The following is a 23,467-nucleotide window of genomic DNA, read 5'->3' as shown; positions in this document are numbered from 1 at the left end:
TACGGCGGACATGGCGCAGCAGGAGAACCAGGTTGTCCCGGTCGACGACGAGGGCTACGTCGTGGACACCGAGGACTGTGAGGCGCGTGAACTCGCCTACCGCGAGCGCGGCACGTCCCGCCCGATCACGGTGGTCGGCAACCCGGTGCTGCACCGGGAGTGCAAGGACGTCACCGAGTTCGGCGACGACCTGGCCCGCCTGATCGACGACATGTTCGCCAGCCAGAAGACCGCCGAGGGCGTGGGCCTGGCCGCGAACCAGATCGGCGTGGACGCGAAGGTCTTCGTCTACGACTGCCCGGACGACGAGGGAGCGCGCCACACCGGTGTCGTCGTCAACCCGAAGCTCGTCGAGCAGCCGGCCGGCTCGCGCGTGCTGGACGACTCGAACGAGGGCTGCCTGTCGGTCCCGACCGCCTACGCCTCCCTGGCCCGCCCGGACTACGCCGAGGTGACCGGCCAGGACGCCCAGGGCAACCCGATCAAGGTCCGCGGCACCGGCTACTTCGCGCGCTGCCTCCAGCACGAAACCGACCACCTGTACGGCTACCTGTACATCGACCGCCTCTCGAAGCGCGACCGCAAGGACGCCCTGCGGCAGATGGCCGAGAACACCCCGCGCTACGAGATCGTCCCCAACGACTGATCCGGGCGCCCGCCCGTACCGCGTACGAGGGCCCCGCTCCGGCATCCGGAGCGGGGCCCTCGCGCGCGCTCGGCGGGGTCAGGCCACCGCGCGCGGCCCCCGGAAGGTGCGGCGGAAGGCGTTCGGGGTGGTGCCCAGGGTGCGCAGGAAGTGGTGGCGCATGGCGGCGGCGCCGCCGAAGCCGCTGCGGCCGGCGATGGCGTCGACGGTCTCGTCGGAGGACTCCAGCAGCTCCTGCGCGAGGAGCACCCGTTGGCGCAGCACCCACTGGTAGGGGGTGGTGCCCGTCTCCTGCTGGAAGCGGCGGGCGAAGGTGCGCGGGGACATGTGCGCGCGCTCCGCGAGCTGCTCGACGGTGATCTCCTCCGCGAGGTGGCGGGCCATCCAACCGAGGACCTCGCCGACCGTGTCGCAGGAGGTGCGCGGCAGCGGGTGCCGGATGAACTGCGCCTGGCCGCCGTCGCGGTGGGGCGGTACGACCATCCGCCGGGCGATGGTGTTGGCCACCTCGGCCCCGTGCTCCTGGCGCACCACGTGCAGGCAGGCGTCGATGCCCGAAGCGGTGCCGGCGGCGGTGATCACCGGCCCCTCGTCGACGTAGAGGACGTCCGGGTCGACCACGGCGCGCGGGAAGCGGCGCTTCAGCGCCGGGGCGTGCATCCAGTGGGTGGTGCAGCGCCGGCCGTCCAGCAGCCCGGCCGCGCCCAGGACGAAGGCCCCGCCGCACACGCTGAGCACCCGCGCGCCCCGGTCCACGGCCCGCCGCAGGGCGTCGAGGAGGGGCTCGGGGTACGCGCGCACGGGCGCCCTCCGGTCGGCGGGCAGGCAGATCAGGTCCGCCTCCTCCAGGCGTTCCAACCCGTACTGCGGAGTGATCGCGAAGCCCACGTCGGCCATGGTCAGCGGGCCGTCCTCGGCCGCGCACACGGCGAAGTCGTACACCGGCAGGCCCTGCTCGCTCCGGTCCATCCCGAAGACCTCGCAGAAGATCCCGAACTCGAAGGGCGCCACCTCGTCGACGAGCGCCACCGCCACATTGGTCAGCATGCCCCCAGTGTGGCAGTAATTCGTTCTTTGGTGACAGTCCTGCCACTGGCCGGGTGGTGCGGGCGGGGCGACAGTGGAGACATGAACACGTTCCTGAGCTACCTCGCCGTCCTCGCCCTCGCCGTCCCGCTGCTCGCCCCCGGCCTCTACGGAGTCCTGCGCGACCGGCGCATCGACCGGCAGCTGCGGGCCGTCGAGAGCCGGCGCGTGTGGCTGCCGGGGCAGCGGGCGGGAGGCCTGCCGCCCACCCCGCGCCGGCGCGGCCCGCTCGCCCGGCTCGCCCGGTACGGTCGGCGCCCCGGGGCCTGGCGGCGGGGACGCCTCGCCCACTGACGCGGCCGTGGCGGACGCCGTCGGCCCGGGACGCGAAGGCCCGGGCCGCGAAGGAGCCGGAACGCGAAGGAGCCCGGACGCGAAGGAGCCGGGACGCGATCACCTCGCGTCCCGGCTCCCGTCACACCCGGGGGTGCGGCCGCCTCGAAACTCCTGGAACCCCTAGAAGTCCTCGTCCAGGTCGACCGTGCCCTCGACCGCGACCTGGTAGGCCGACGGACGGCGCTCGAAGAAGTTCGTCAGCTCTTGGACGCCCTGGAGCTCCATGAACGAGAACGGGTTCTGCGAGCCGTACACCGGCGGGAAGCCCAGGCGCACCAGACGCTGGTCCGCGACGCACTCCAGGTACTCGCGCATCGACTCGGTGTTCATGCCCGGCAGGCCGTCGCCGCACAGGTCGCGGCCGAACTGCAGCTCCGCCTCCACGGCCTCCTTCAGCATGTCGGTGACCTGCTGCTGGAGGGCGTCGTCGAACAGCTCCGGCTCCTCCTTGCGGACCGTGTCCACGACCTCGAAGGCGAAGTTCATGTGCATGGTCTCGTCGCGGAAGACCCAGTTCGTACCGGTCGCCAGACCGTGCAGCAGACCGCGCGAGCGGAACCAGTACACGTAGGCGAAGGCACCGTAGAAGAACAGGCCCTCGATGCACGCCGCGAAGCAGATCAGGTTCAGCAGGAAGCGGCGGCGGTCGGCGGCCGTCTCCAGCCGCTCGATCTTCTCGACCGAGTCCATCCACTTGAAGCAGAACTGCGCCTTCTCGCGGATCGACGGGATCTCCTCGACCGCGTCGAAGGCGGCCGCGCGGTCGTCCGGGTCGGGCAGGTAGGTGTCCAGCAGCGTCAGGTAGAACTGGACGTGCACGGCCTCCTCGAACAGCTGGCGCGACAGGTACAGGCGCGCCTCCGGGGAGTTGATGTGCTTGTAGAGCGTCAGCACCAGGTTGTTCGAGACGATCGAGTCACCCGTCGCGAAGAACGCGACCAGACGGCCGATCATGTGCTGCTCGGCCGGCGTCAGCTTCGCCAGGTCGGCGACGTCCGAGTGGAGGTCGACCTCCTCGACGGTCCAGGTGTTCTTGATCGCGTCCCGGTAGCGCTCGTAGAAGTCCGGGTAGCGCATGGGACGCAGGGTCAGTTCGAAGCCCGGGTCGAGCAGGTTCTTCTTTTCCGTGGAGCTCATTACTGGCAGGCCTCGCAGGACTCGGGGTTCTCAAGGGAGCAGGCAAGCGCGTCGGCGTCGACGGCCTGCGGGAGGGGGGTGGCGGCGGCCGGGACGGCGCTGCCGGAGGCGGCGCGGGCGATCTTCGTCGCCGGGCGCGACCGCAGGTAGTACGTGGTCTTCAGACCCTGCTTCCAGGCGTACGCGTACATCGAGCTGAGCTTGCCGATGGTGGGCGTCTCCAGGAACAGGTTCAGCGACTGCGCCTGGTCCAGGAACGGCGTACGGGCGGCCGCCATGTCGATCAGACCGCGCTGCGGGATCTCCCACGCCGTGCGGTACAGCTCGCGGACCTCGGCCGGGATCCAGCCGAAGCCCTGGACGGAGCCGGACGAGTCGCGCAGCGCCTCGCGGGTCTGGGCGTCCCACACGCCGAGCTTCTTCAGCTCCTCCACCAGGTAGCCGTTGACCTGGAGGAACTCACCGCTGAGGGTCTCGCGCTTGAACAGGTTGGAGACCTGCGGCTCGATGCACTCGTACACGCCCGCGATCGAGGCGATCGTCGCCGTCGGGGCGATGGCCAGCAGCAGCGAGTTGCGCATGCCGCTCTTCGCCACGCGGGCGCGCAGGGCGTCCCAGCGCTCGGGCCAGTTCAGCTCGACGTCGTAGTGGTCCGGGTGCAGGACGCCGCGGGCGGTGCGGGTCTGCTCCCAGGCCGGGAGCGGGCCGCTGCGCTCGGCGAGGTCGCAGGAGGCCTCGTAGGCGGCGAGCATGATGCGCTCGGCCAGCCGGGTCGACAGGGCCTTCGCCTCGGGGGAGTCGAAGGGCATCTTCAGCTTGAAGAAGACGTCCTGGAGACCCATCGCGCCCAGGCCCACCGGACGCCAGCGCGAGTTGGAGCGGCCGGCCTGCTCGGTCGGGTAGAAGTTGATGTCCACGACGCGGTCGAGGAAGGTGACGGCCGTGCGGACGGTCTCGTCCAGCCGCTCCCAGTCGATCTCACCGGTCTCGGTGAGCACGAAGGCGCCGAGGTTGACCGAACCGAGGTTGCAGACGGCGGTCTCGCCGTCGTTGGTGACCTCGATGATCTCGGTGCAGAGGTTCGAGGAGTGGACGACGGTGCCCGGCTCGGCGGTCTGGTTCGCCGTGCGGTTCGAGGCGTCCTTGAAGGTCATCCAGCCCTGACCGGTCTGCGCGAGGGTGCGCATCATCCGCCCGTACAGGTCGCGGGCGGGCATGGTCTTGCGGGCCAGCCCGTCCGCCTCGGCCTTGCGGTAGGCGGCGTCGAACTCGTCGCCCCACAGGTCGACCAGCTCGGGGACGTCGGAGGGGGAGAACAGCGACCAGTCGGCGTCGGCGTTCACGCGGCGCATGAACTCGTCCGGCACCCAGTGGGCGAGGTTCAGGTTGTGGGTGCGGCGCTGGTCCTCACCCGTGTTGTCGCGGAGCTCCAGGAACTCCTCGATGTCCGCGTGCCAGGTCTCCAGGTAGACGGCGGCCGCGCCCTTGCGGCGACCGCCCTGGTTCACGGCCGCGACGGAGGCGTCGAGGGTCTTCAGGAACGGGACGATGCCGTTCGAGTGGCCGTTCGTGCCGCGGATCAGGGAGCCGCGGGCCCGGATGCGCGAGTACGACAGACCGATGCCGCCGGCGTGCTTGGAGAGGCGGGCGACCTGGTGGTAGCGGTCGTAGATCGAGTCCAGCTCGTCCAGCGGGGAGTCCAGCAGGTAGCAGGAGGACATCTGCGGGTGGCGGGTGCCGGAGTTGAACAGCGTGGGGGAGGACGGCAGGTAGTCGAGGCGGCTCATCAGCCGGTAGAGCGAGGCCACTTCCTCGACGGCCTGGACCGTGTCGTTCTCGGCGAGACCACAGGCCACGCGCAGCATGAAGAACTGCGGGGTCTCGATCACCTGGCGGGTGATGGGGTGGCGCAGCAGGTAGCGGCTGTGCAGGGTGCGCAGGCCGAAGAAGCCGAAGCGGTCGTCCGCGCCCTCGGCGAGGGCGTGCTCGACGAGGGAGTTCAGCCGGGCCGCGTGCGCGGCGACGAACTCGGCGGTGCGGTCGGCGATCAGGCCCTCGCGGTGGCCGACGGCGACGGATTCGGCGAAGGAGACGGAGCCCTGGCTCGCGGCCTCGTCGGCCACGGCCAGCGTCAACAGGCGGGCGGCGAGGCGGGAGTACGCCGGGTCCTCCGAGATGAGGCCGGCCGCGGCCTCCGTGGCGAGCCCCCGCAGCTCGGCCTCGTCCGCGACGGAGCTGCGCCCGCGCAGGGCGGCGGCGGCGACCCGGCCCGGGTCGGTGTCGGGAAGGTCGGCCGTCAGCTCGGTGAGGGTGCGCAGCAGCGCGGCACCGGGGCCCCCGCCCTCGGTTGCGGCTGCGGGCTGGTCGGACTCGGCGCGCGGTGCGGCAGGCGCGATGGTCACGGGGGGAGCTCTCCCTCGCTCGGCCCGGTCATCGGCGGGGCGGGGCGCGAGCGGGCGCACGCGGGCGCGACGGATCGCGACACACCGCATGGCGTCCACCGGCCCAACCGCGAGGCCCGGACGTGGTCGGCACCCGGATCGGTCGAGCCGGGCGCGCTGTCGGCAGGTCCTCGGACTCGCGAGTACACCGAAATGGCATACGTCATACCGTTGCGGGACAGTTCCGGATTCGCACCGGATTCCCCTGCGGCGACAGCAGCCATGAGCATACATGTGGGGGCGCCCCGATGCTGTAGCCCCCACATGTTGTGTCGGCGCGGCTACTGCTCGGGGGCGTACAGCTCCAGGGCGTAGGTGAGCAGGGGCACGGTGGGGACCGGGGCCCAGTCCCGTTCGGGGGTCCGTACGAAGCCCAGCCGCTCGTAGATCCGGTGCGCGGCGGGGCTCTGGGCCTGGGTGGAGAGCACCAGTCGGGTGACGCCGTCGAGGGCGCGGGCGCGCCCGACGCAGGCCCGCACGAGGGCCTCGCCGGCGCCCCGGCCGCGTCCGGCGCGGGCCACGGTCAGCATCCGGAACTCGGCCTCGTCGGGCCCGGCGATGTCGGCCATGCGGCTGCCGGGCGGGGCGAAGGTCACCCCGCCGAGCAGGACGCCGTCCAGGGTGGCCACGAGCACCTCGGCGTCGGCCGCCCGGCCGGCGACGTCGCGCAGCGCCCGCTCGTAGGAGTCGTCGGTGTTGCCGTCCAGGAGGCCGTCGTCGAGGTAGGCCCGGGCGGTGATGTCGCCGAGCTCCGCGTAGTCGGCGGGTTCGGCCGTTCTGATCACGATGTCCATGCCGTCGAGTGTGCGTCAGGGGCGGCCGGTCGTGGGGGGCCGGGATGGCGGGGAGCGGCCCGGGAAACGACCCCGGAGGCGGCGCGGAGGGTCGTGCGGCGCGGCGTTCGCGCGGCGGGGCCCCGCCGCCCCGGGTGGGGGCGGCGGGGCCCTGTGGCGGCCCCTCGGGGCCGTGCGCGTACCGTCCGCACGCGGCGTGCGGACGGCCGCTCAGCAGCAGCGGAAGCCCTCGCGGGGGTCCGCCTCGCGGGCGTCGGTGCGGGCCCGTTCGAAGGCCCGACGGGTCATGACCTCGGCCTCGGGGTCGTGCGCGCGGGCGTGGGCGACGTAGCGGTCGTACGCCGCCTCGCCCGAGAACTCCCGTACGAAGAACCGGGCCTTCGCCAGCGCCCCGCGCACCCCGCTCACGCGACCGGTTCCTTGACCCGGCCGCCGCCCCCGTCGAGGCCTGCGGCGGCGAGTTCGGCCTTCTCCTCGGCGGTGGCGATCAGCCCGGCCGGGGCGACGATCTTCGACTCGGTCCACGGCACCTCGGACAGGCGTACGGAGGCCGGGTCGGCGATGGCCTTGAAGCAGGTCCGGGCGGCGTCCAGCAGCACGATGACGATCAGCACGGCGAAGAGCACGGACAGGACGCCGTCGACCGTGGCGTTGGTGACCACGGTGTGCATCTCGTCCATGTTCTTGGCGGGCGGCAGGACCTTCCCGGCGTCGATGCCGCCCTGGTACTTGTCGCGCTGGGCGAAGAAGCCGACCTTCACGTCGTCCGAGAAGATCTTCTGGTAGCTGGCGGTGAGGGTGACGGCCACGTCCCAGGCCAGCGGGACGCCCGTGACCCAGGCCCACTTGAGCCGGCCGGACTTGATCAGCAGGGTGGTGCAGACGGCCAGGGCCACGGCCGCGAGCAGCTGGTTCGCGATCCCGAAGAGCGGGAACAGCTGGTTGATGCCGCCCAGCGGGTCCTTCACGCCGACCCACAGGAAGTAGCCCCAGCCGCCGACGACGATCGCGCTGGCCAGCCAGACGCCGGGCTTCCAGCTGACGTCCTTGAAGGACTTGTGCACGTTGCCGAGGGTGTCCTGGAGCATGAACCGTCCGACACGGGTGCCCGCGTCGACCGTGGTCAGGATGAAGAGGGCCTCGAACATGATGGCGAAGTGGTACCAGAACGCCTTCATGCCCGCTCCGCCGATGACGGCGGAGAAGATCTCCGACATTCCGAGTGCGAAGGTCGGCGCGCCGCCGGTGCGGGAGAGCAGGCTCGCCTCCTCGACGTCCTTCGCCGCCTGCGCGAGGGCCTCCGGCGAGATGGCGAAGCCGAAGTTGGTCACCGCCGTCGAGGCGCTCTGCACGGTGGCGCCGATGACGCCGCCGGGGGAGTTCACCGCGAAGAACAGGCCGGGCTCGATGATGCTCGCGGCTATCACCGCCATGACGGCGACGAAGGACTCGGTGAGCATGGCGCCGTAGCCGATGACCCGGACCTGGGTCTCCTTCTGGATCATCTTCGGCGTGGTGCCGGAGGAGACCAGCGAGTGGAAGCCCGACAGGGCGCCGCAGGCGATGGTGATGAAGACGAACGGGAACATCGACCCGGCGAAGACCGGGCCGTCGCCGCGCGCGGCGAAGTCGGTGACCGAGGGCATCTTCAGCGTGGGCATGGCCAGGACCACGCCGAGCGCCATGAGGGCGATGGTGCCGACCTTCATGAAGGTGGACAGGTAGTCGCGGGGCGCGAGCAGCAGCCACACCGGCAGCACCGACGCGAAGAACCCGTACACGATCATCCAGATGACCAGCGTCTCCTTCTCCAGGGTGAAGGTGTCCGCCCAGGAGGACTCGGCGACCCAGCCGCCCGCGACGATCGCGAGGAGCAGCAGCGCCACGCCGATGACGGAGACCTCGGTGACCCGGCCCGGTCGCAGGACGCGCAGGTACACGCCCATGAAGAGGGCGATCGGGATCGTCATGCCGATGGAGAAGACGCCCCAGGGCGAGTGGGCCAGGGCGTTGACGATGACGAGCGCGAGCACCGCCAGCAGGATGATCATGATGGCGAACACGGCGACCAGGGCGGCGGCCCCGCCGACGGGGCCGATCTCGTCCCGGGCCATCTGGCCGAGGGAGCGCCCGTCGCGCCGGGTGGAGAAGAACAGCGTCACCATGTCCTGGACGGCGCCGGCGAAGATCACGCCCGCGACGATCCAGATGGTGCCCGGCAGGTAGCCCATCTGCGCGGCGAGGACGGGCCCGACCAGGGGGCCCGCGCCGGCGACGGCGGCGAAGTGGTGGCCGAAGAGCACGCGCCGGTCGGTCGGGTGGAAGTCGACACCGTTGTCAAGGCGTTCGGCGGGGGTGGCCCGCGTCTTGTCCACCTTCAGGACGCGGTGGGAGATGAAGCGGGAGTAGAAGCGGTAGCCGATGGCGTACGAGCCCAGCGCGGCGGCCAAGAGCCAGGCGGCCGAGATCTCCTCGCCCCGTGAGAGCGCCAGCACGCCCCAGCCGATGGCCCCGACGAGCGCGACGAGCACCCATATGGCGATCGACTGCGGGGTGAGTCGCCCCGCAGCCGATGTCGGCGCCCGATCCGTCCCTGTTGCTTCCGTTTCCGGCATGATCCTCGTCCCCTCGTTGATCATCTGCGTAAGCGCAGGGAATCTACGGGGACTTGACCGGTGGATGTAAGTCCCCGTCCGTATAGCGGTACGAGCGTCCACCGGGGGTCGAAGGAGAGTCAACCGCCCGCTACGGAGTGGGCCTCTGAAGACGGGCCACGAACTTGTAACGGTCGCCGCGATACACCGAACGCACCCATTCGACCGGTTCGCCGTCGGCGTCGAGCGAGTGGCGCGAGAGCATCAGCATCGGCAGGCCGACGTCCGTGCCCAGCAGTCCCGCCTCGCGCGGGGTGGCGAGCGAGGTCTCGATGGTCTCCTCGGCCTCGGCGAGCCGGACGTCGTACACCTCGGCGAGGGCGGTGTAGAGGGACGTGTACTTGACCAGGGAGCGGCGCAGCGCGGGGAAGCGCTTGGCGGACAGGTGGGTGGTCTCGATGGCCATCGGTTCGCCGCTGGCCAGGCGCAGCCGCTCGATGCGCAGGACCCGCCCGCCGGTGGCGATCTTGAGGAGTCCGGCGAGGGTGTCGTCGGCGGTCACGTAGCCGATGTCGAGGAGCTGGGAGGTGGGCTCCAGGCCCTGGGCGCGCATGTCCTCCGTGTAGGAGGAGAGTTGGAGGGGCTGGGAGACCTTGGGCTTGGCCACGAAGGTGCCCTTGCCCTGGATGCGCTCCAGCCGGCCCTCGACGACGAGCTCCTGGAGCGCCTGTCGGACGGTGGTCCGGGAGGTGTCGAACTCGGCCGCGAGGGTACGCTCCGGCGGCACGGGGGTGCCGGGGGGGAGCGTTTCGGTCATGTCGAGCAAGTGCCGCTTGAGTCGGTAGTACTTGGGCACACGCGCCGTGCGAGTGGCTGCCCCGCCTTCCGGCTCCGTGGTCGCCCCTTCGGTGGACATCGCCGCCCGCCTTCCCGACTCCAGTTTCGCTGCCGTCACCGGCTCCTCCGATATGTGCGGTCACATGGTGACACGGGTGGGCGGACAGGCCTCCTCCCTCCCCCAGGTGTCGGTCCGATAACGGACCGAGCACCCGCTCATTAGACCCTTGACACCCCTAAAGGTCTAGGCCAAGCTCCGGGTACTGGTCTACACCAATATGGATCAGATCCCGGCCCCACGGGCAGTACTTGGTACGTCACCGCGGCGGGCGAGGGAAGTTGCAGGCAGCATCCCTGAGGAGGGTGGCGTGAAGCGCAAGCTCATTGCGGCGGTCGGTGTCGTGGGAATGATGGTCGGTGTCGCGGCGTGCGGCAACGGCGGCGACGACAAGGCGAAGGCCGACGCGTCGGGTGGCGCGGCCAAGGAGATCACCGTCTGGGTGATGGACGGCTCCGCACCGAAGGCGTGGATCGACGAGGTCAACAAGGAGTTCTCGGCCAAGCACCCCGGTGTGACGGTCAAGGTCGAGGAGCAGAAGTGGACGGGCATCCAGGAGAAGGTCACCACGGCCCTCTCCGAGAACAACCCGCCGGACGTCCTTGAGCTCGGCAACACCCAGACCGTCGGCTACGCGGTCACCGGTGGCCTCGCCGACCTGTCCGGCGACAAGGCCAAGCTCGGCGCCGACGCCTGGTCGAAGGGCATGACCGCCTCCGCCGAGGTCGACGGCAAGCTGTACGCCGCCCCGTGGTACGCCGCCAACCGCGTCGTCATCTACGACAAGAAGGCCTACGAGAAGGCCGGCATCACCGCGCCGAAGACCCGCGACGAGTGGGTGGCCGGCCTGGAGAAGCTGAAGGCCTCGGACCCGTCCGCCCAGCCGATCTACCTCCCCGGCCAGAGCTGGTACATCCTCGCCGGCTTCGTCTGGGACGAGGGCGGCGACCTCGCCGTCAAGGACGGCGGCAAGTGGAAGGGCCAGCTGAGCACCCCGCAGGCCGCCTCCGCCATGGACTTCTACAAGAAGCTCCAGTCCTTCTCCACGGCCCCCAAGGACAAGGACGAGGCCACCCCGCAGCAGTCCACCGACATCATCCCCAAGGGTGGCGTCTCCTCCTGGATCGGTCTCGGCTGGGAGGCCCAGGGCGCGCTGAAGGCCCTGAAGGAAGCGGGCAAGGAAGGCGACTTCGGCTACTTCCCGATCCCGGGCAAGACCGCCGACAAGCCGGGCTCCGTCTTCCTCGGCGGCTCGAACCTCGCCGTGGCCGAGCGCTCCAAGAACAAGGCCCTCGCCAAGGAGTGGCTGGCCCTCGCCGCCGGCAAGGAGCAGATGACCAAGTACGCCACCGCCACCGAGGGCGCGCTGCTCCCCAACCAGACCGCGGCGAACTTCGCCTCGGCCCCGGGCTCCTTCGCCGAGTCGATGGCCAAGGCCGCCACCTCCGGCAAGATCACCCCGGTCACCGCCGGCTGGGCGAACGTCGAGACCGAGCCGAACCCCATCAAGGAGTTCATGACCAAGGTCCTGAAGGGTGAGGACGCCGCCAAGGCGGGCGCGGACGCGGACAAGGAAATCGCGAACCGCATCAACAAGTAGTCCCACCCCGCAGTACCCGCACCACCCGCAGTACCCAGCAGTGTGATCGCACCGGGGGGTGCGGCAGGCGCCCCGCAGCGTCTGCCGCGCCCCCGGTCGCGCATTTGACTCCACAGTCAACCGCGAGGAAGCCCAGACATGACCGTGCACTCCCAGGGAGCGACGACCAGCGCTCCACAGGACGCACCACTGAAGTCCGCCGGCCGGCCGAAGGCGCCCGACGCCGCGACCGGCCCCAGTCGTCCGTCTCCTCGCGGGACCAGAAAGTCGCTGCCCTCGGGGTGGCTGCCGTACCTGCTGATCCTGCCCGCGGTCCTCAGCCTGGCGACCCTGCTGCTGTACCCGCTGATCAAGAACGTGATCCTGTCCTTCCAGGACATCAACCGGATCGAGTTCGTGCGGCGCGAGTACCCGTGGGCCGGCCTGGACAACTACACCCAGCTGCTCGGTGACTCGAACTTCTGGACCGTGGTCCTGCGCAGCTTCGGCTTCACCCTCGCCAACGTCGCCCTGATCATGCTGATCGGCAGCCTCGTCGGCATCCTGCTCAACCGGCTCGGCAAGTGGATGCGCCTGGTCCTGTCGATGGCGCTGGTGATGGCCTGGGCCATGCCGATCGTCGCCTCCGTCCAGGTGTTCCAGTGGCTCTTCGACGAGCAGTTCGGCGTCATCAACTGGGTGATGCGCTCGGCCGGCTTCGCGGGCTACGACCAGCACAACTGGTTCGAGACGGGCCTGTCCACCCTGGTGATCGTCACGATCCTGGTGGTCTGGGGATCCATCCCCTTCGTCGCCCTCAACATGTACGCGGGCCTCACCACGGTCGGCGCCGAGCTGTACGAGGCCGCCCGCATGGACGGGGCCAACGGCTGGCAGACCTTCTGGAAGGTCGTCTTCCCGCAGCTCAAGCCCTTCTTCCTGATCACCACCTTCCTCGAGGTGATCTGGGTCTTCAAGGCCTTCACCCAGGTCTACGCCATGAACAAGGGCGGCCCCGACCGCGCCTCCGAGATCCTCCCGGTCTTCGCCTACGTCGAGGGCCAGAGCCAGTTCCACTACGGCCTGGCCGCCGCGATCTCCGTCCTGACGATCCTGATCCTCATCGTCGTCATGTCCTTCTACTTCCGCCTGATCCTGAAGCAGGAGGAGGAGCAGTGAGCACCACCACCGCCCCGAAGCCGGCGCCTTCCCAGCCGTCCGCCGAGCCCGCGCAGCAGCTGCGCACCCGTCGCCCGCTGCGCCCCGGCACCGTCGCCAAGAACGTCGGCGCCGTCCTGCTGGCCTTCGTCTTCGTCTTCCCCGTCTACTGGATGTTCTCCTCGTCGCTCAAGCCGTCGAGCGAGATCCTCACCAAGGACCCGGTCTTCGTCTTCACACCGACGCTGGAGAACTTCACGAAGGCCACCGGTGTCGACAACTTCTGGACGTACGTCACCAACAGCCTCGTCGTCACCGTCGGCGCCGTCCTGCTGGCCCTGCTCGTCGCCCTCGCCGCGAGCTTCGCCATCGCCCGCATGCGCTTCAAGGGCCGCAAGGGCCTCGTCCTCGCCGTGATGATGGCGCAGATGGCCCCCTGGGAGGTCATGGTCATCGCGATGTACATGATCGTCCGCGACGCCGAGATGCTGAACAACATCGGCGTGCTGACCGCCATCTACTTCGTGATGGTCCTCCCCTTCACCATCTGGACCCTGCGCGGCTTCATCGCCGCCGTCCCGGAGACCCTGGAGGAGGCCGCCCAGATCGACGGCTGCACCCGCGGCCAGGCCTTCCGCAAGGTGATCTTCCCCCTGCTGGCCCCCGGCCTGATGTCCACCTCGCTCTTCGGCTTCATCACCGCCTGGAACGAGTTCGCGATGGTCCTGATCCTCAGCAAGGACAAGACCGCGCAGACCCTCCCGCTGTGGCTGACCGAGTTCAAGACCGCCTTCGGCAACGACTGGGGCGCCACCATGGCCGCGTCCTCGCTGTTCGCGGTCCCGGTCCTGCTCATCTTCATCTTCCTCCAGCGCAAGGCCGTCGGCGGCATGACCGCCGGCGCCGTGAAGGGATAACGGCACATGACTGTCCTTGCGCACCGCACGGATACGTTGACCCGCGACGCGCTCGCGGTCCTCCAGCCCGGCTTCGAGGGCACCACCGCCCCCGCCTGGCTGCTGCGCCAGGTCGGCGAGGGCCTGACGGCCGTCGGCCTCTTCGGCCGCAACATCGCCTCCCCCGAGCAGCTCGCCGCCCTCACCGCGCAGCTGCGCCGCGAGCGCGAGGACGTCCTCGTCGCCATCGACGAGGAGGGCGGCGACGTCACCCGCCTGGAGGTCCAGGGCGGTTCGTCCTTCCCCGGCAACCTGGCGCTCGGCGCCGTCGACGACACCGCGCTGACCCGCGACGTCGCCCGCGAGCTGGGCCGGCGCCTGGCCGAGTGCGGGGTCAACCTCAACTGGGCCCCGTCCGCGGACGTCAACTCCAACCCCGACAACCCGGTGATCGGCGTACGGTCCTTCGGCGCCGACACCGGCCTCGCCGCCCGGCACACCGCCGCCTGGGTCGAGGGCCTCCAGGCCGCCGGCGTCGCCGCCTGCACCAAGCACTTCCCGGGCCACGGCGACACCAACGTCGACTCGCACCACGCGCTGCCCCGCATCGACGTGGACCTCGACACCCTCCAGGCCCGCGAGCTGGTCCCCTTCAGGGCGGCCATCGAGGCCGGCACCAAGGCCGTCATGAGCGCCCACATCCTGGTGCCCGCCCTCGACCCGACCCGCCCGGCCACCCTCAGCCCGCAGATCCTCACCGGTCTGCTGCGCAAGGAGCTCGGCTACGAGGGCCTGATCGTCACCGACGGCATGGAGATGAACGCCATCGCCGGGACGTACGGCATCGAGCGCGGATCCGTGCTCGCCATCGCGGCCGGCGCCGACGCGATCTGCGTCGGCGGGGGCCTCGCCGACGAGGCGACCGTGCTGCGTCTGCGCGACGCGCTGGTCGCCGCCGTACGCGAGGGCGCGCTCTCGGAGGAGCGGCTCGCCGACGCCGCCGCCCGGGTGCGCGCCCTCGCCGAATGGACCCGCCGGGCCCGGCCGGACGCGCTGCCGGAGGGGAGCGGCGCGTCCGGCATCGGCCTGACGGCGGCCCGCCGCGCGCTGGTCGTCTCCGGGGAGCCGACCCCCGTCGTCGCCCCGTACGTCGCCACGCTCGCGCCCGTCGCGAACATCGCGGTCGGCGACGAGACCCCCTGGGGCGTCGCGGCCGAGCTGGCCGCGCTGGTGCCGGACACCGAGGCGGGCACCTACCCCGAGGGCGCGACGGCCGAGCAGGTCCTCGCCGCGGCGGGGGAGCGCACCGTCGTCGCGGTCGTGCGCGACGCGCACCGTCACCCGTGGATGACCGAGGCCCTGGACGCGCTGGTCGCGGCCCGGCCGCAGACGGTGGTCGTGGAGATGGGCGTGCCGCGCGCGGAGCCGCGCGGGGCGCTGTACGTCGCCACGCACGGCGCCTCCCGCGTGTGCGGCCGGGCCGCCGCCGAGGTCGTCGCGGGCGTCCGCGTCCCGTAGGGGGCGTCACCCTTCCGGTCCCGCGGGTCAGGCGGGATCGGGGCACACGCGAAGGGCCGGGCCCCCGAGGAGGGGGGCCCGGCCCTTCGGCGTGCCGCGGGCCGCGCGAGGGCGGCCCTTCGTGCCTACAGACCCTGCCAGGAGGGCTTGTCGGCGTAGGTCTGGCGGAAGTAGTCGGCCAGCTTCAGCTTGGAGGCGGCGGCCTCGTCGACGACGACGGTCGCGTGCGGGTGCAGCTGGAGCGCGGAGGCCGGCACCAGCGCCGACAGCGGGCCCTCGACGGTCTGGGCGACGGCCTCGGCCTTGCCCTCGCCGGTGGCCAGGAGCACCAGGTGGCGGGCGTCGAGGATGGTGCCGATGCCCTGGGTGATGACGTGGTGGGGCACCTGGTCGATGTCGTCGTCGAAGAAGCGGGCGTTGTCCACGCGCGTCTGCTGCGTCAGCGTCTTGATGCGGGTGCGGGAGGCGAGGGAGGAGCAGGGCTCGTTGAAGCCGATGTGCCCGTCCGTGCCGATGCCGAGGATCTGGAGGTCCACCCCGCCGGCGGCGGCCAGCGCCGCGTCGTAGGCCACGCAGGCGGCCTGGACGTCCTCGGCCGAGCCGTCGGGGCCCATGAAGGAGGACTCGGGCAGGCCCAGGGGCTCGACGACCTCGCGGAGCACCACGGCCCGGTAGGACTCGGGGTGCCCGGCCGGCAGTCCGACGTACTCGTCGAGCTGGCATATGCGGGCCGCGGAGGCGTCGACCCGGCCGGCCGCGACCAGGGCGGTGAGGGCCTCGTAGATGGGCAGCGGGGTAGAGCCGGTCGCCACGCCGAGCAGGGCGTCGGGCTTGCGGCGGACCAGGGCGGCGATGGCCTCCGCGATGAGCTCGCCGCCTGCCTTGGCGTCCGGGACGATGACAACTTCCACGCGGGGCCTGCCGATCTGAGAGGGGTCCGGTCATTGTGGTATAGACCAATCTAGCAGAGCCGGGCCGCTCGTGGCGGCTCCGCGCCCCTTCCATCGTGGTCCCGAACCACCCCCGCCGCCACCAGCCTCCGGCGCCCCTGTAGCCCTCCTCCCGCGCCCGTTCGGGCGGGGCGGTCAGAGCAGGGCGAGCTGGAGTCCGCCCGTGGCCGCGAGGTGCTGCCCGGTCATCCACCGGGAGTCCGGCGAGGCCAGGAAGGCCACCACGTCCGCGACCTCCTCGGCGGTGCCGACGCGGTCGAAGACGGACCGCGAGGCGGCGTGGGCGCGGGCCTGCGGATCGGCCAGCCAGGCCGCGTTCAGGTCGGTCTCCGTGATGCCGGGCCCCACCGAGTTCACCGTGATCCCGCGCGGCGCGAGCGCGGCGGCCAGGGACACCGTCAGCGCGTTGACCGCGCCCTTCGCCATCACGGTGGCCAGGATCGCCGGCAGGGCGATGTCGGGGGTGCCGGTCACGTTGACGATCCGGCCCCCGTCGCGCAGCCGGTCCAGCCCCTGGCGGATCACGAAGAAGGGCGCCCGGGCGTTGAGCGCCTGGACGCGCTCGTAGGCCTCCTCGTCCGTCTCCGCGATGCCCGCGAAGGTCGCGGCCCCGGCGTTGTTCACCAGGATGTCCACCCCCTCCGTGTGCTCCGGATGGGCCTCGTACGCCGCCCACAGCGCCCGCGCGTCCCCGGGCACCCCGAGTTCCGCCTTCAGGGCGAAGGCCCGGCCCCCGGCCGCCTCGATCCCCTCGACGGTCTCCCGCGCGGCCGCCGCGTCGTGCCCGTAGTGCACCGCCACCAGGGCCCCGTCCCGTGCCAGTCGCCTCGCGACGGCCCGCCCGATGCCGCGGCTGCCGCCCGTGACCAGTGCCGTCTTCCCCTTGAGCACGCCCATGACGCGCCCCCCTCCAGAAATCGCTAGTGGTCGCTACAGAAAGGACCGTACCAGATTCCCTAGCGTCCGCTATAGAATCTGTTCCATGGTGACCGGACAGCGCGGCAGGCCCCGCTCCTTCGACCGCGACGCCGCCCTCGACAAGGCGATGCTCGCCTTCTGGGAGCACGGCTACGAGGCGACGTCCATCGCCGACCTGACCCGCGCCCTGGGCATCGGCGCCCCCAGCCTCTACGCCGCCTTCGGCGACAAGCGCAAGCTCTTCGACGAGGTCGTGGTGGTCTACGGAGGCCGCTACGGCGACTTCGCGGCCGTCGCGCTCGCCGAGGAGCCCACCGCCCGCGCGGCCGTGGGCCGGATCCTGCGCGAGGCGGCCGAGATCTACACCGACCCCGCCCACCCGCCGGGCTGCATGGTCATCAGCGCGGCGGTCAACACCACCTCCGAGGAGGTGGCCGAGGCCCTGCGCGAGCGGCGCAACGCCAACCTGGAGCTGTTCGAGAGCCGCATCCGCGCGGACGTCGCCACGGGAGCCCTGCCCGCCGACACCGACGCGCGGGCCCTGGCCCGGTACGCCGGCGCGGTGCTCCAGGGGATGTCCCAGCAGTCCCGCGACGGCGCGAGTCGGCGGGAGCTGGAGGCCGTCGCGGAGCTGGCGCTGCTGGCCTGGCCGCGGTAGGACGAGCGGCGCGCGGGCGATTGCCGGGAGCGCGGGCGGGGGCCGGGAACGCGGGTGGGGGCCGGGAGCGCCGGGAAGATCGTCCGGAATTCGGAGAGGCGACCCGCGGGAATTCCACGGGGGCGGCGCCGTGCGGGAAATGGGCGATTCGGGCCCGTAAATTCCTCTGGGCCACGGTGCAGGACGGGACCCTCAACCCATCCGGCACCGTAGCCCGGAGTACTAACGACCATCGGGTGTGCGGTTCCCGGTGGTCGGTGGGAGGTGCCTGCGCGGTCAGGGCAGAGCGCGCGGTTACCTCGATCCGTCCTCCTGTGCGGGGAGGGCGGAAGCTTGACGTAATTGTGGACTAGACCAATCTGTTCTGTCCATCCAATGGCGGGCACTACCGACCCGTCACTTCCTCCAACAGTACGCGGACTGTGCCCTTCCTGGATACTCCTGAGTATTCGCCGTGGGAAAAGTCATCCCCGTACCCGGGGTACGCTCGCAACGTGCCCTCCATGAACGACCTCGTACGCCAGCACACCGCTCTCAGTGAAACCGACCTGGAGTGGCTCCATCTGCTGGTCTCGGAGTGGCAGCTGCTCTCCGACCTGTCCTTCGCCGACCTCGTGCTCTGGGTCCCCACCCTCGACGGCACCCGGTACGTGTCGGTCGCGCAGATGCGCCCCAACACCGGCCCCACCTCCTACCAGGACGACATGGTCGGCCACCTGGTGCCGCGCGGACGCCGCCCGCTGCTCGACGCCGCCCTCGACGAGGGCCGCATCGTGCGCGAGGGCGACCCGGAGTGGCGCGAGGAGGTGCCGGTCCGCGTCGAGTCCATCCCCGTCCGCCGCGAGGGCCGCGTCCTCGGCGTGATCGCGCGCAACACCAATCTGCTCACTGTGCGTACACCGAGCCGACTGGAGCTGACCTACCTCCAGTCCGCCTCCGACCTCGCCCAGATGATCGCCGCGGGCTCCTTCCCGTTCCCCGGCCAGCAGGTCGACATGGACGCCTCCCCGCGCGCCGGCGACGGCCTCATGCGGCTCGACGCCGAGGGCGTGGTGACGTACGCGTCCCCGAACGCGCTCTCCGCCTACCACCGCCTGGGCCTCGCGGCCGACCTCGTCGGCCAGCACCTGGGCACCACCACCGCCGAACTCGCCCCGACCCGCGGCCCGGTGGACGAGGCGATCGTGAAGCTCGCCAGCGGTTGGGCCCCCCGGGAGACCGAGGTGGAGGGCAACGGCGGCGTGATCCAGCTGCGCGCCATCCCGCTCAAGCCCAAGGGCACCCGGATCGGCTCCCTCGTCCTGTGCCGCGACGTCACCGAACTGCGCCGTCGCGAACGCGAACTGATCACCAAGGACGCGACCATCCGGGAGATCCACCACCGGGTGAAGAACAACCTCCAGACGGTGGCCGCGCTCTTGCGGCTCCAGGGGCGACGGATGGATTCGCCGCAGGCTCGCGAGGCGCTGAACGAGGCGGTGCGCCGCGTCGGATCGATCGCGATCGTGCACGAGACGCTCTCTCAGAACCTCGACGAGCGGGTGGAGTTCGACGAGATCGCCGACCGTGTGATCGCGATGGTCTCCGAGATCTCGCCCGGCAAGGTGGAGTGCCGGCGTACCGGCCGGTTCGGGATCCTGGACGCGGAGGTCGCCACTCCGCTGTCGATGGTGCTGACCGAGATCCTCCAGAACGCGCTGGAACACGCCTTCACCCAGGGGGAGGGCGGCCGGGTCGAGGTGTCCGCCGTCCGCTCGGGCACCGGCCGCGCCGACGCCCGGCTGCTGATCACGGTGGTGGACGACGGGTGCGGTCTGCCCGAGGGCTTCGACCCGCAGCGGGCCGGCAACCTGGGTCTCCAGATCGTCCGGACCCTCGTGGAGGGCGAGCTCGGCGGCACCTTCGACATGGTCGGCGCCGAGCCGCGCGGCACCCGGGTGGTCCTCGACGTACCGGCCAGCCCGCAGAAGTGACCTCACGGGCCCGTCACCCTGGGTGACGGGCCCCGCACGGCGGACCTCCCCGGATCGACCCCGGACAGCACTGAGCCCCGGACCGAATGGTGATCGGTCCGGGGCTCAAGAGCACGTTGCTGAGCGCTTGTACGGGTTCTACGCGCTGCGGCTCGAGGCTCGAAAGTCGATGTCAGGCGGTGGCGTTACGCGCCCGATTGCGAGCGGCGCGGCGCTTCATGGCGCGGCGCTCGTCCTCGCTGAGACCGCCCCAGACGCCGGAGTCCTGGCCGGACTCGAGCGCCCACTGCAGGCACTGCTCCATGACGGGGCAACGGCGGCAGACGGCCTTGGCTTCCTCGATCTGCAGCAGCGCAGGACCGGTGTTGCCGATGGGGAAGAAGAGTTCCGGGTCTTCCTCGCGGCAAACGGCGTTGTGACGCCAGTCCATGGCTGCTCCATCTCCTTGTATTGCGGGCAGGTTGCTTGTGAATGTGAACGCTTTCACGAATCCCCCCGTGAGGGAAGGGCCGACGCCCAGTTGCCTGGTGCGGTCCGAGATGCGTGGAGGGGTTCTGGCGTTCTGTGTGGGTGCCGGGTGCTGCGGGCTGTCCCGATCGCCATGTAGAGATTCGCAAACCTCGGACGGGGATACAACCCCTTCCGGAAAGTTTTTTTGGATTCGTCGGTGTCTACTAGGTCACAGCCCTAGTTCCTGGGGGTGGACCGGCGTGTAAACGTTCGAGTAGAAGGACTTTTGGCCCTTCCACTCACACAATCACACGCAGTGCACGGCGTACGCCTGTGAACCGAACGCTGGTACGCAGCCCGAGGTGGTCCCCGTCCATCTGGAACGGGAGGGGAACCTTCGAATGCAAGGTGAAGTCGGTCAGATCGTGCAGGGACACCGCGTGCTTGCCCCGCGGACCGCGCTCAGGAGTCGAGGTCAGGAGCTGCGTGGCGTAGCGGGCGACGGCCGAAGTTGACAAACGGTCGAGGGCCAATACGTCAAGCGCGGTATCGAACGACGCCTCCGGAGAGGCGTAGAGCGGACGATTGCCGAGAAACGTCCAGGGCGAGGTGTTGCAGACTATCGACAGCACCAGGTCCGTGACCGGATCCGCGCCGGGCCGCTCCAGGGTGATCGTGCCGTGCCGACGGTTCGGCTCCTCCCAGAACTGCCGCATGAGCTGCCGCACGTACAGGGCGTGCGTCGAACGCTTGCCGCGTTCGCGCTGCTGCTCCACGCGCCCCACCACGCCGGCGTCGAAGCCGAAGCCCGCGCAGAAGGTGAACCAGCGCGCCGGCGCCGACTCGTCCTCCGTCCCCGGGATCCCCGCCGCGAGGCCCAGGCCCACCGTCCGCTCGCGCCGCTCGCGCAGCGCGTCCAACAGGGCGCCGGTCGCCTCCACCGCGTCGTTCGGCAGACCGAGCGCGCGGGCGAACACGTTCGTCGAACCGCCCGGCACCACCGCCAGTCCCGGCAGCCGCTCCGGATCGGGCCCGTCGTGCAGCAGTCCGTTCACGACCTCGTTCACGGTGCCGTCGCCGCCGAGCGCCACCACGAGGTCCACCCCCTCGTGCGCCGCCTTCCGCCCCAGGTCACGGGCGTGCCCCCGGTACTCGGTGGTCACCGCCTCCAGCTTCATCTCGCTGGCCAGGGCGTGGGTGAGGACGTCGCGCGTGCGCGCACTGGTGGTCGTCGCTGCTGGGTTGGCCACGAGGAGTGCACGCATGACCGCCAGACTACCCACCCCCGCATATGCGTCCCCTACCGACCGGTCCCCTCCGACGGTGGAGGGGGCGCGGCTACCCTGCTGGGGTGAGCAAGAAGCAGCCCCGCAAGAAGCCGACCGCCCCCGCCGCCGCGCCCGTCGCCGTACCCGCGGTGCCGCCGGCGCCGCCGCGCCGACTGGCCGTCGCGGCCGTGCTCACCGCCCTGGAGGGCCTGGCCCTGGCGGGCCTCGGCGTCTACATGCTGTTCGTCGGCATCGCCGGGGACCCCGACTCCCCGCAGCAGGCCGAGACCGGTGGCCTGACCCTGCTCGGGCTCGCCGCGCTCCCGCTGGTCGCGGCGTACGGGCTGCGCCTGGGCCGCCGCTGGAGCCGCGGCCCGGCGTTGATCACCCAGCTGATGGCGCTCCCGGTGGCCTGGACCCTGTGGACCACCGGCGGCGCGATGATCGCCGCGGCGGTGGCCCTGGCCCTGGCCGCGGTGGCGGTGGTCGCCCTGCTCGTGAACCCGACGGCGACCGAGGCCCTCGGCATCGGCCCCGCCGGCGACCGGGCGCCGTAGCGCCCGGCGGCCCGCCGACCGGGCGGCCCGACCGTCCGGCCGGACCCTCCTGTCCCCCTACTCCTCCACGAGGAGCTTCTCGCGGAGCTGGGCCAGGGTGCGGGCCAGCAGCCGGGAGACGTGCATCTGGGAGATGCCGACCTCCTGCGCGATCTGCGACTGGGTCATGTTGCCGAAGAAGCGCAGCAGCAGGATCCTCTTCTCCCGCGGCGGCAGTCCCTCCAGCAGCGGCTTGAGGGACTCGCGGTACTCGACGCCCTCCAGCGCCTCGTCCTCCGAGCCCAGCGTGTCCGCGACCGCCGGCGACTCGTCGTCGGTGTCGGGCACGTCCAGGGAGAGCGTGCTGTAGGCGTTGGCCGATTCCAGCCCCTCCAGCACCTCCTCCTCGGAGATCCCCAGGCGTTCCGCCAGCTCGTGGACCGTCGGCGAGCGACCGTGCTGCTGCGACAGCTCCGCCGTGGCCGTGGTCAGGGAGAGCCGCAGCTCCTGGAGGCGGCGGGGGACCCGTACCGCCCAGCCCTTGTCGCGGAAGTGCCGCTTGATCTCGCCGACCACGGTGGGCGTGGCGTACGTCGAGAACTCCACCCCGCGGTCCGGGTCGAACCGGTCCACGGACTTGATCAGGCCGATGGTGGCGACCTGGGTCAGGTCGTCCAACGGCTCGCCGCGGTTGCGGAAGCGCCGCGCCAGGTGCTCGACCAGCGGCAGGTGCATCCGGACCAGCCGGTTGCGCAGCTCCGCCCGTTCCGCCGACCCCTCGGGCAGCTCGCGCAGCTCGAAGAACAGGGCCCGCGCACCGCTGCGGTCCCGCGGATCCGGCAGGGCCACGGGCCCCGCCGGCACCGCCGGGGCCGTGGCAGCGGCCTCCGGTGGCTGTGTGTGGTCCTGCTCGTTCTCGCTCATAGGGCCCGCCCGTCGCTCCGCCGAGTCCAAAAAGCCGTCTTCCGCATCCGCGCCGGCCGGGTGCGGCCGGGCGTGCAGCTGCTCCGGGATGCCACCGTCGACCTCGTGTCGTACCCGGGGCCGATCCCCGCCCCGCACCGGGATCTCCCCGCCGCTCACGCCGGGCCTGGCCCCGCGCCGCGCTGTTTGTAGAGGCTGATGCTCACTGTCCGGTTCTCCTCGACCGTGGCCTCGACCTTGCCGGCCAGCGCCGACAGGACCGTCCACGCGAACGTGTCCCGCTCGGGGGCCCGTCCGTCCGTGGTCGGCGCGGAGACGGTCACCTCCAGCGAGTCGTCCACGAGACGGAAGACGCAACTGAGGACGGAGCCGGGCACGGCCTGCTGGAGCAGGATCGCGCAGGCCTCGTCCACCGCGATGCGGAGGTCCTCGATCTCGTCGAGGGTGAAGTCCAAACGCGCCGCGAGACCGGCCGTGGCCGTTCGCAGCACAGACAGGTAGGCACCCGCAGCCGGCAGCCGGACTTCCACGAAGTCCTGGGTCCCGGGCTCGCCTGCGATCTGGGACACCCTCACCTCCAAGGTGGTACGAGCTCTGTTCGCCGGTGACGCTATCGCGATCCGGGTGATCGTGTCGCGGCACCCCTCATGACGCCCGATTCAGGGCACCCCAGGCCGGCCGTGCCTCCGTCCGGTGACTGATGGTAAGCC

22 protein-coding genes and 1 riboswitch are annotated in these 23,467 nt (G+C 71.1%); of the genes, 9 read left to right on the top strand and 13 right to left on the bottom strand.

Features of this window, described 5'->3' with window-relative positions; genetic code table 11:
* The first annotated feature begins 10 nt into the window (after nt 1-10).
* Nucleotides 11-646: a peptide deformylase gene (gene def / locus ACZ6ZI_RS15585; RefSeq protein WP_363053208.1), complete on the top strand. Its 636-nt coding sequence runs from the start codon at nt 11-13 to the stop codon at nt 644-646.
* A 78-nt stretch (nt 647-724) separates the two neighbouring features.
* On the opposite strand, the gene ACZ6ZI_RS15580 is transcribed toward def, so the two are convergent.
* The gene (locus tag ACZ6ZI_RS15580; protein ID WP_469520449.1) at nt 725-1,693 is read right to left on the bottom strand and encodes a helix-turn-helix domain-containing protein; all 969 of its coding nucleotides are present in this window, start codon (nt 1,691-1,693) and stop codon (nt 725-727) included.
* Nucleotides 1,694-1,774: 81 nt separating this feature from the next.
* Here ACZ6ZI_RS15580 and ACZ6ZI_RS15575 point away from each other — a divergent pair, with 81 nt between their 5' ends.
* Nucleotides 1,775-2,026, top strand: a complete 252-nt coding sequence (locus tag ACZ6ZI_RS15575) for a hypothetical protein (RefSeq protein WP_469520447.1) — start codon at nt 1,775-1,777, stop codon at nt 2,024-2,026.
* A 162-nt stretch (nt 2,027-2,188) separates the two neighbouring features.
* Here the strand turns inward: ACZ6ZI_RS15575 and ACZ6ZI_RS15570 are convergent, their stop codons facing one another.
* The 6 genes from ACZ6ZI_RS15570 to ACZ6ZI_RS15545 all read right to left on the bottom strand — a co-directional run bounded on the left by ACZ6ZI_RS15570 (nt 2,189) and on the right by ACZ6ZI_RS15545 (nt 9,950).
* On the bottom strand, nt 2,189-3,205 hold the full coding sequence (locus ACZ6ZI_RS15570) for a ribonucleotide-diphosphate reductase subunit beta (RefSeq protein WP_363053211.1): 1,017 nt from the start codon (nt 3,203-3,205) through the stop codon (nt 2,189-2,191).
* Nucleotides 3,205-5,607: a ribonucleoside-diphosphate reductase subunit alpha gene (locus ACZ6ZI_RS15565; protein WP_469520443.1), complete on the bottom strand. Its 2,403-nt coding sequence runs from the start codon at nt 5,605-5,607 to the stop codon at nt 3,205-3,207. The genes ACZ6ZI_RS15570 and ACZ6ZI_RS15565 overlap by 1 nt, the downstream gene beginning before the upstream one ends.
* A 144-nt stretch (nt 5,608-5,751) precedes the next feature.
* A riboswitch (cobalamin riboswitch) is annotated at nt 5,752-5,886 on the bottom strand.
* A gap of 41 nt (nt 5,887-5,927) precedes the next feature.
* Nucleotides 5,928-6,440, bottom strand: coding sequence for a GNAT family N-acetyltransferase (locus ACZ6ZI_RS15560; RefSeq protein WP_469520441.1), 513 nt, complete (start codon nt 6,438-6,440; stop codon nt 5,928-5,930).
* A 210-nt stretch (nt 6,441-6,650) separates the two neighbouring features.
* Nucleotides 6,651-6,848, bottom strand: coding sequence for a YbdD/YjiX family protein (locus ACZ6ZI_RS15555; RefSeq protein ID WP_363053214.1), 198 nt, complete (start codon nt 6,846-6,848; stop codon nt 6,651-6,653).
* Nucleotides 6,845-9,055: a carbon starvation CstA family protein gene (locus ACZ6ZI_RS15550; RefSeq protein WP_469520439.1), complete on the bottom strand. Its 2,211-nt coding sequence runs from the start codon at nt 9,053-9,055 to the stop codon at nt 6,845-6,847. Before ACZ6ZI_RS15550 ends, ACZ6ZI_RS15555 begins: the two co-directional genes overlap by 4 nt.
* A gap of 130 nt (nt 9,056-9,185) precedes the next feature.
* Nucleotides 9,186-9,950, bottom strand: coding sequence for a GntR family transcriptional regulator (locus tag ACZ6ZI_RS15545; protein WP_363053216.1), 765 nt, complete (start codon nt 9,948-9,950; stop codon nt 9,186-9,188).
* Nucleotides 9,951-10,239: 289 nt separating this feature from the next.
* On the opposite strand from ACZ6ZI_RS15545, the gene ACZ6ZI_RS15540 reads away from it, so the two are divergent.
* From ACZ6ZI_RS15540 to ACZ6ZI_RS15525, 4 genes are all read left to right on the top strand, one after another.
* The gene (locus ACZ6ZI_RS15540; protein WP_363053217.1) at nt 10,240-11,529 is read left to right on the top strand and encodes an extracellular solute-binding protein; all 1,290 of its coding nucleotides are present in this window, start codon (nt 10,240-10,242) and stop codon (nt 11,527-11,529) included.
* A 138-nt stretch (nt 11,530-11,667) separates the two neighbouring features.
* Nucleotides 11,668-12,687 carry a carbohydrate ABC transporter permease gene (locus tag ACZ6ZI_RS15535; protein ID WP_363053218.1) on the top strand — a complete coding sequence of 340 codons (1,020 nt, stop codon included), beginning with the start codon at nt 11,668-11,670 and terminating at the stop codon, nt 12,685-12,687.
* A gap of 59 nt (nt 12,688-12,746) precedes the next feature.
* Complete coding sequence (locus ACZ6ZI_RS15530) at nt 12,747-13,583, top strand: carbohydrate ABC transporter permease (protein ID WP_469520606.1); 837 nt, start codon at nt 12,747-12,749, stop codon at nt 13,581-13,583.
* A gap of 6 nt (nt 13,584-13,589) precedes the next feature.
* The gene (locus ACZ6ZI_RS15525) at nt 13,590-15,080 is read left to right on the top strand and encodes a glycoside hydrolase family 3 protein (RefSeq protein ID WP_469520433.1); all 1,491 of its coding nucleotides are present in this window, start codon (nt 13,590-13,592) and stop codon (nt 15,078-15,080) included.
* A 125-nt stretch (nt 15,081-15,205) separates the two neighbouring features.
* Here the strand turns inward: ACZ6ZI_RS15525 and nagB are convergent, their stop codons facing one another.
* Both nagB and ACZ6ZI_RS15515 read right to left on the bottom strand, forming a co-directional pair.
* A complete protein-coding gene (nagB, locus tag ACZ6ZI_RS15520; protein WP_363053220.1) occupies nt 15,206-15,991 on the bottom strand; it encodes a glucosamine-6-phosphate deaminase in 786 nt (261 codons plus the stop codon).
* Nucleotides 15,992-16,165: 174 nt separating this feature from the next.
* Nucleotides 16,166-16,927 (bottom strand): SDR family oxidoreductase, encoded by a 762-nt coding sequence (locus tag ACZ6ZI_RS15515; RefSeq protein ID WP_469520429.1) that lies wholly within the window; start codon nt 16,925-16,927, stop codon nt 16,166-16,168.
* Nucleotides 16,928-17,012: 85 nt separating this feature from the next.
* On the opposite strand from ACZ6ZI_RS15515, the gene ACZ6ZI_RS15510 reads away from it, so the two are divergent.
* Entirely contained in the window at nt 17,013-17,606 is a 594-nt protein-coding gene (locus ACZ6ZI_RS15510) for a TetR/AcrR family transcriptional regulator (protein ID WP_469520427.1), read from the top strand.
* Between the two features lie 503 nt (nt 17,607-18,109).
* Nucleotides 18,110-19,579 carry a sensor histidine kinase gene (locus ACZ6ZI_RS15505; RefSeq protein ID WP_363053425.1) on the top strand — a complete coding sequence of 490 codons (1,470 nt, stop codon included), beginning with the start codon at nt 18,110-18,112 and terminating at the stop codon, nt 19,577-19,579.
* Between the two features lie 172 nt (nt 19,580-19,751).
* Here the strand turns inward: ACZ6ZI_RS15505 and ACZ6ZI_RS15500 are convergent, their stop codons facing one another.
* Together ACZ6ZI_RS15500 and ACZ6ZI_RS15495 are read right to left on the bottom strand one after the other, a co-directional pair.
* On the bottom strand, nt 19,752-20,009 hold the full coding sequence (locus ACZ6ZI_RS15500; RefSeq protein ID WP_004937597.1) for a WhiB family transcriptional regulator: 258 nt from the start codon (nt 20,007-20,009) through the stop codon (nt 19,752-19,754).
* A gap of 319 nt (nt 20,010-20,328) precedes the next feature.
* Complete coding sequence (locus tag ACZ6ZI_RS15495; RefSeq protein ID WP_363053223.1) at nt 20,329-21,294, bottom strand: diacylglycerol/lipid kinase family protein; 966 nt, start codon at nt 21,292-21,294, stop codon at nt 20,329-20,331.
* An 86-nt stretch (nt 21,295-21,380) separates the two neighbouring features.
* On the opposite strand from ACZ6ZI_RS15495, the gene ACZ6ZI_RS15490 reads away from it, so the two are divergent.
* Entirely contained in the window at nt 21,381-21,854 is a 474-nt protein-coding gene (locus ACZ6ZI_RS15490) for a hypothetical protein (RefSeq protein ID WP_469520423.1), read from the top strand.
* Nucleotides 21,855-21,911: 57 nt separating this feature from the next.
* On the opposite strand, the gene ACZ6ZI_RS15485 is transcribed toward ACZ6ZI_RS15490, so the two are convergent.
* Nucleotides 21,912-22,901, bottom strand: a complete 990-nt coding sequence (locus tag ACZ6ZI_RS15485) for an RNA polymerase sigma factor SigF (RefSeq protein ID WP_363053427.1) — start codon at nt 22,899-22,901, stop codon at nt 21,912-21,914.
* 11 nt (nt 22,902-22,912) lie between these two features.
* Nucleotides 22,913-23,326: an ATP-binding protein gene (locus ACZ6ZI_RS15480; RefSeq protein ID WP_008741530.1), complete on the bottom strand. Its 414-nt coding sequence runs from the start codon at nt 23,324-23,326 to the stop codon at nt 22,913-22,915.
* Nucleotides 23,327-23,467: the final 141 nt, after the last annotated feature.

This window comes from Streptomyces sp. NPDC103540 (genome assembly GCF_055584445.1).
The sequence above is the reverse complement of the archived record's forward strand: the minus strand, read 5'-3'. Positions and strand labels throughout refer to the sequence as shown.

Bases quoted from the DNA above. Each gene is read 5' to 3' on its own strand.
- def (WP_363053208.1), top strand. From the start codon at position 11: ATGGCGCAGCAGGAGAACCAGGTTGTCCCGGTCGACGACGAGGGCTAC.
- ACZ6ZI_RS15580 (WP_469520449.1), bottom strand. From the start codon at position 1,693: ATGCTGACCAATGTGGCGGTGGCGCTCGTCGACGAGGTGGCGCCCTTC.
- ACZ6ZI_RS15575 (WP_469520447.1), top strand. From the start codon at position 1,775: ATGAACACGTTCCTGAGCTACCTCGCCGTCCTCGCCCTCGCCGTCCCG.
- ACZ6ZI_RS15570 (WP_363053211.1), bottom strand. From the start codon at position 3,205: ATGAGCTCCACGGAAAAGAAGAACCTGCTCGACCCGGGCTTCGAACTG.
- ACZ6ZI_RS15560 (WP_469520441.1), bottom strand. From the start codon at position 6,440: ATGGACATCGTGATCAGAACGGCCGAACCCGCCGACTACGCGGAGCTC.
- ACZ6ZI_RS15550 (WP_469520439.1), bottom strand. From the start codon at position 9,055: ATGCCGGAAACGGAAGCAACAGGGACGGATCGGGCGCCGACATCGGCT.
- ACZ6ZI_RS15545 (WP_363053216.1), bottom strand. From the start codon at position 9,950: ATGTCCACCGAAGGGGCGACCACGGAGCCGGAAGGCGGGGCAGCCACT.
- ACZ6ZI_RS15535 (WP_363053218.1), top strand. From the start codon at position 11,668: ATGACCGTGCACTCCCAGGGAGCGACGACCAGCGCTCCACAGGACGCA.
- ACZ6ZI_RS15525 (WP_469520433.1), top strand. From the start codon at position 13,590: ATGACTGTCCTTGCGCACCGCACGGATACGTTGACCCGCGACGCGCTC.
- ACZ6ZI_RS15515 (WP_469520429.1), bottom strand. From the start codon at position 16,927: ATGGGCGTGCTCAAGGGGAAGACGGCACTGGTCACGGGCGGCAGCCGC.
- ACZ6ZI_RS15510 (WP_469520427.1), top strand. From the start codon at position 17,013: ATGGTGACCGGACAGCGCGGCAGGCCCCGCTCCTTCGACCGCGACGCC.
- ACZ6ZI_RS15505 (WP_363053425.1), top strand. From the start codon at position 18,110: ATGAACGACCTCGTACGCCAGCACACCGCTCTCAGTGAAACCGACCTG.
- ACZ6ZI_RS15500 (WP_004937597.1), bottom strand. From the start codon at position 20,009: ATGGACTGGCGTCACAACGCCGTTTGCCGCGAGGAAGACCCGGAACTC.
- ACZ6ZI_RS15495 (WP_363053223.1), bottom strand. From the start codon at position 21,294: ATGCGTGCACTCCTCGTGGCCAACCCAGCAGCGACGACCACCAGTGCG.